Source organism: Lactobacillus sp. C449L, from assembly GCF_059900815.1.
Genome location: NZ_JBWXGA010000375.1, coordinates 1 through 415, shown reverse-complemented (window position 1 = coordinate 415; position 415 = coordinate 1). Strand labels below are relative to the sequence as shown.

Genomic DNA, 415 nt, shown 5'->3' with positions numbered 1-415 from the left:
GCCCGCAACAGCGGCGCGGCGTGTCGCTTTGATGGTCATGGTCTTCTGCACAGCGTGGCTCCGCTTCCTCTGCCGATCGGAAGCAAGTTTCACGCCCTCGCGGGCCTGCGCCAACCATGAAATTCCGCTGGCTGCGATCTGTTTTTCAGATAACATCCAGGCCTACGGTTGCTTGTGTGGACCCGATGAATCTGAAGCAGCTTCGATATTTCATCCACGCCGTTGAGCAGGGCTGCATCTCGGGAGCAGCCGCCCGTGTGCACGTGGCTCAGTCTGCCGTCTCGAGCCAGCTCGCGAAGCTCGAAGCCGAATTGGGCACCATGCTGCTCGTCCGGCACACGAAGGGCGTGACGCCCACCCAGGCCGGCCGGGTTCTGCTGGAGCACGCGAAGATAATCCAGGAACAGCTTCGAGA

The 415-nt window shown here is 61.4% G+C and carries 1 protein-coding gene; it reads left to right on the top strand.

Annotated elements, in window-relative coordinates; all coding sequences use genetic code 11:
• Window positions 1-185: 185 nt before the first annotated feature.
• Window positions 186-415, top strand: a 230-nt coding sequence (locus AC2JF9_RS09855) for a LysR family transcriptional regulator (protein WP_500727414.1), incomplete at its 3' end; no start/stop codon positions are given.